This window comes from Streptomyces sp. NPDC054841, from assembly GCF_053611045.1.
Genome location: NZ_JBSGZO010000648.1, coordinates 1 through 3,857, shown reverse-complemented (window position 1 = coordinate 3,857; position 3,857 = coordinate 1). Strand labels below are relative to the sequence as shown.

Sequence of the window (3,857 nt, the reverse complement as noted above, 5' to 3'; positions counted from 1 at the left end):
GCTCCTTCGGAGCTCCGCCGGCGATCGAGGCGCGAGAGGCCGGGGGCAGAGCCCTCGAACCGGTACCCGGGCACGCACGTCAGGCCCGTCCGTGGCCGTCGAGCATGCCGAGCGGGATCCGGACACCCGACCCGCCCGCGGATGGCATCGTCCGTCCCGGAGCAGGGCGCCCAGGCCGAGGGCCGGCCCCGATATGGCGTAGTCGGCGGCGACTTTCCCCGCCTCGTCGGGAAACGTCCCCGCGTCGGGCCGGGTGACGGGCCACGACGGCTCGGGATCGGTCATGACACAGCCCCTACTTCCGGGTTTGCGAGGCTTTTGCAGGGTTTTGATCGGCATCGCACCCGCGCCGCGTGGCTGCGCCGACTGCCGCTTGCCAGGTAGGCTTTCCGTGTGATCTTCAAGCGCATCGGCAACGGGCGGCCGTATCCCGACCACGGCCGGGAAAGCACCCGGCAGTGGGCGGATGTAGCGCCGCGCCCGGTCCGCCTCGATCAGCTCGTGACCACCAAGGGCCAGCTGGATCTCGAGACCCTGCTCGCCGAGGACTCCACCTTCTACGGCGACCTCTTCGCGCACGTCGTGAAGTGGCGTGGCGATCTGTATCTCGAGGACGGGCTGCACCGCGCCGTGCGCGCGGCACTCCAGCAGCGGCAGGTGCTGCACGCCCGCGTGCTGGAGATGGACTGACAGCCGACGGCTGAACCGAAGCCGGACCGACCGCCGGGCTTGCCGGCCGGGCGGACCCGTTCGGCCCCCCGTCCGGGCAGTTGTACGACCCGTACGGCGCAGTTTCCGGTCCATACGGCCGCCATCGGGTGATCGTTTAGTAGGCATGGTCACGGGACCGCATTACGCTGCGCCCATGAGCATGCTCACTCCCCCAGGCATGGGCGGAAAATACCGCATTACGGGCAACGCCTATCCACGGATGCGCCGCCCTCGTCGCCGCCGCAGGATCGTGCTCGCAGCAGCCGCCGGCGTGGCCCTCATCGGCCTCGCCGGCTGGGGAACGCTGCAGCTCATCGACGTCTTCACGGACGGTGGCCAGAAGACCACGGCCAAGAGCCGCGCCGCGGCCTGCAAGCCCGTGGCCCGCGCCTCCGCCGCCCCCGCGCCGCCGAAGCCCGGCCAGATCACGGTGAACGTCTACAACGCCACCCCGCGCGGCGGACTCGCCAAGGCCACCGCCGACGAGCTGCACAGACGCGGCTTCGCCATCGGCAAGGTGGGCAACGCCCCGGCGGCGTACGACAAGAAGGTTCCGGGCACCGCGCTGCTGCTCGGCGCGCCGGCCGCGTACGGGGGATCGTTTCGCGTGCTCGGCACACAGCTGCCGCGCGCCGAGCTCAGGGCCGACGCCCGCGCGAGCACGGACGTCGACCTGATCCTGGGCACCGCCTTCAAGACGCTGAACACCAAGCCGGTCGCGGACAAGGCGATGGCCACCCTGTCCAAGCCGGCCGCGCCGGTGTGCGAGCCGGACACCCCCTGAGGGGGGTCCGGCTACTCCGCCGGGGTTGTTCCGCCGGGGCTATTCCGCCGCGCCGTACATACGGTCGCCCGCGTCACCCAGGCCCGGGACGATGTAGCCGTGCTCGTTGAGCCGCTCGTCGACCGAGGCCGTGACGACCGTGACCGGCGTGCCCGCCAGCTCGCGCTCCATCACCTCGACGCCCTCGGGCGCCGCCAGCAGCACGACCGCCGTCACGTCGTCGGCGCCGCGCTTGATCAGCTCCTGGATCGCCGCGACGAGCGTGCCGCCGGTGGCCAGCATCGGGTCGAGCACGTACACCTGGCGGCCGGAGAGGTCCTCCGGCATGCGCGTCGCGTACGTGGACGCCTCCAGCGTCTCCTCGTTGCGGATCATCCCGAGGAAGCCCACCTCGGCGGTCGGCAGCAGCCGCACCATGCCGTCGAGCATGCCGAGTCCGGCCCGCAGGATCGGCACCACCAGCGGCCGCGGACGGGAGAGCTTGACGCCCGTGGTCCGCGACACCGGGGTCTGGATGTCGATCTGCTCGGTGCGCACATCGCGCGTGGCCTCGTACGCGAGCAGGGTCACCAGCTCGTCGGCCAGCCGCCGGAAGGTGGGGGAATCGGTGCGCTGATCGCGCAGGGTGGTGAGCTTGTGCGCCACCAGGGGGTGGTCGACGACGTGGATCCGCATGGACTCAACAGTAGCCGGGGCTGGCGTCGGAACGGGGTCCGGAGGGAAGGTGGGACGTACCCTTCCAGCGCCGAGGTGGTGTGGCCGTTGCGGGACCGGGAACAGCAGAACCACGAGCAGCAGCAGCAGGAACAGCGGCCGAAGCAGGAAACAGAACAGGAAGCAGAGCGGGAAACGGAGCAGGAGAGCGACGCCGAGCGAAGGCGGCGGCGCGCCCAGTTCCTCCGCGAACTCCACGAGGCCAAGGCACTGCGCGACCGCGTCCAGCCCCGGCGCGCCCGCGCGGCCCGGATGCGCCAGGCGATGCGTATGCGCAGCTTCCGCTGGTGAGCCTCAGCATGCCCGCGCAGCGCTTCCGGTGAGCCCTCTCACGGAACGCGGACACGACGCAACGTCGGAAGACCTCTCGCGAAGCCGTTGTTTCTGCCACGATTCCGAGTGGGCGGGGCACGAGCAGCGCACCGCCGGTCGTCACAACTCTGATCAGTGGGAGAGTCACGGTGTACTTCGCCGCACTGCTCGCGCGCACCGAAGACGGGTGGGAAGCGAGCGACACAGAGCTCGACGATGTGGAGACCCTGTCGGATCTGACCGACTTGGCCCGCGAGGCCTCGGTGAACGAGGACACGGTGCTCGCCTTCATCGAGCAGGAGGACACATGGTTCGGCGTCGTCCGGGTGGACGGTGAGGACGACCCTCGGGTCTTCGTCTCGGACGCCGCCTCGGCAGCCCGCTCCTCGTACGGAGCCATGCTCACGGACGAGCTGCTCGGCAAGGACGAGAACGAGGACGACGAGCTGGACTCGCTCGACCTCGACGGCACGGAGGACGGCGAGCCGGAGTCCGAGGACGACACGGCGGAGGAGTCCGACGCGGTCCCTTCCGGGCCGCTCGGGGAATCCGACCTCCTCGCGGACCTCGGCATGTCCGCGAAGCAGCTGTGCTCACTCAGCACGGACGCGCTGACCGAGATCGCCGACACGCTCGGTGCCTCCGAGATCCTGGAGGCCGTCCGCTAGTGACGGACCCGGTGCGGGCGCCCTGGGAGGCGCCCATGCGGCTCGCGCTCGACGAGGCCGCGCGTGCGCCGCTGACCGGGGACGTCCCGGTCGGCGCCGTCGTGCTGGCCGCGGACGGCACGGTCCTGGCCACCGGTCACAACGAACGCGAGCTGACCGGCGACCCGACCGGGCACGCGGAGGTGCTCGCGCTCCGCAGGGCCGCGGCGAAGCGCGGGACATGGCGGCTGACCGGCTGCACGCTCGTCGTGACCCTGGAGCCCTGCACGATGTGCGCGGGCGCGCTGGTGCTGTCCCGGGTGGACCGGGTGGTCTACGGCGCACGGGACGAGAAGGCGGGCGCGGCCGGCTCGCTGTGGGACGTCGTACGGGACCGGCGGCTCAACCATCGCCCGGAAGTGATCCACGGGGTGCTGGAAGAGGAGTGTGCGGAGCAGCTGACGGCGTTCTTCCGGGAGTCCCGGGACGGCCCCGGGGAGGGCGCCGGGCAGGGCTTCACGGACCGCTGATCGATATCGATTTCAGAGCACGGCCCACCTTGGGCTAAGCTCTCTCCCGGTAGCGTGTCCGAGCGGCCGAAGGAGCTCGCCTCGAAAGCGAGTGTGGCGCAAGTCACCGAGGGTTCAAATCCCTCCGCTACCGCTTCTGGAAGGGCCCCGGTGCTGAGC

Annotated in this window: 6 protein-coding genes and 1 tRNA gene; 6 read left to right on the top strand and 1 reads right to left on the bottom strand. The window is 70.9% G+C overall.

Annotated features, from left to right (window positions below; all coding sequences use genetic code 11):
* Positions 1–393 precede the first annotated feature (393 nt).
* Positions 394–690, top strand: coding sequence for a type II toxin-antitoxin system VapB family antitoxin (locus tag ACWGI8_RS41115; RefSeq protein ID WP_009067182.1), 297 nt, complete (start codon positions 394–396; stop codon positions 688–690).
* Between the two features lie 175 nt (positions 691–865).
* A complete protein-coding gene (locus ACWGI8_RS41110; RefSeq protein WP_453668562.1) occupies positions 866–1,495 on the top strand; it encodes a LytR C-terminal domain-containing protein in 630 nt (209 codons plus the stop codon).
* A gap of 39 nt (positions 1,496–1,534) precedes the next feature.
* On the opposite strand, the gene upp is transcribed toward ACWGI8_RS41110, so the two are convergent.
* On the bottom strand, positions 1,535–2,170 hold the full coding sequence (upp, locus tag ACWGI8_RS41105; RefSeq protein WP_453668561.1) for a uracil phosphoribosyltransferase: 636 nt from the start codon (positions 2,168–2,170) through the stop codon (positions 1,535–1,537).
* A gap of 87 nt (positions 2,171–2,257) precedes the next feature.
* Between upp and ACWGI8_RS41100 the strand changes: the two genes are divergently transcribed.
* The 4 genes from ACWGI8_RS41100 to ACWGI8_RS41085 all read left to right on the top strand — a co-directional run bounded on the left by ACWGI8_RS41100 (position 2,258) and on the right by ACWGI8_RS41085 (position 3,831).
* Entirely contained in the window at positions 2,258–2,500 is a 243-nt protein-coding gene (locus ACWGI8_RS41100) for a hypothetical protein (RefSeq protein WP_453668560.1), read from the top strand.
* A 170-nt stretch (positions 2,501–2,670) separates the two neighbouring features.
* On the top strand, positions 2,671–3,189 hold the full coding sequence (locus ACWGI8_RS41095; RefSeq protein WP_453668559.1) for a tRNA adenosine deaminase-associated protein: 519 nt from the start codon (positions 2,671–2,673) through the stop codon (positions 3,187–3,189).
* Between the two features lie 35 nt (positions 3,190–3,224).
* On the top strand, positions 3,225–3,698 hold the full coding sequence (gene tadA / locus ACWGI8_RS41090) for a tRNA adenosine(34) deaminase TadA (RefSeq protein ID WP_453668558.1): 474 nt from the start codon (positions 3,225–3,227) through the stop codon (positions 3,696–3,698).
* Positions 3,699–3,746: 48 nt separating this feature from the next.
* Positions 3,747–3,831, top strand: a tRNA-Ser gene (locus ACWGI8_RS41085).
* Positions 3,832–3,857: the final 26 nt, after the last annotated feature.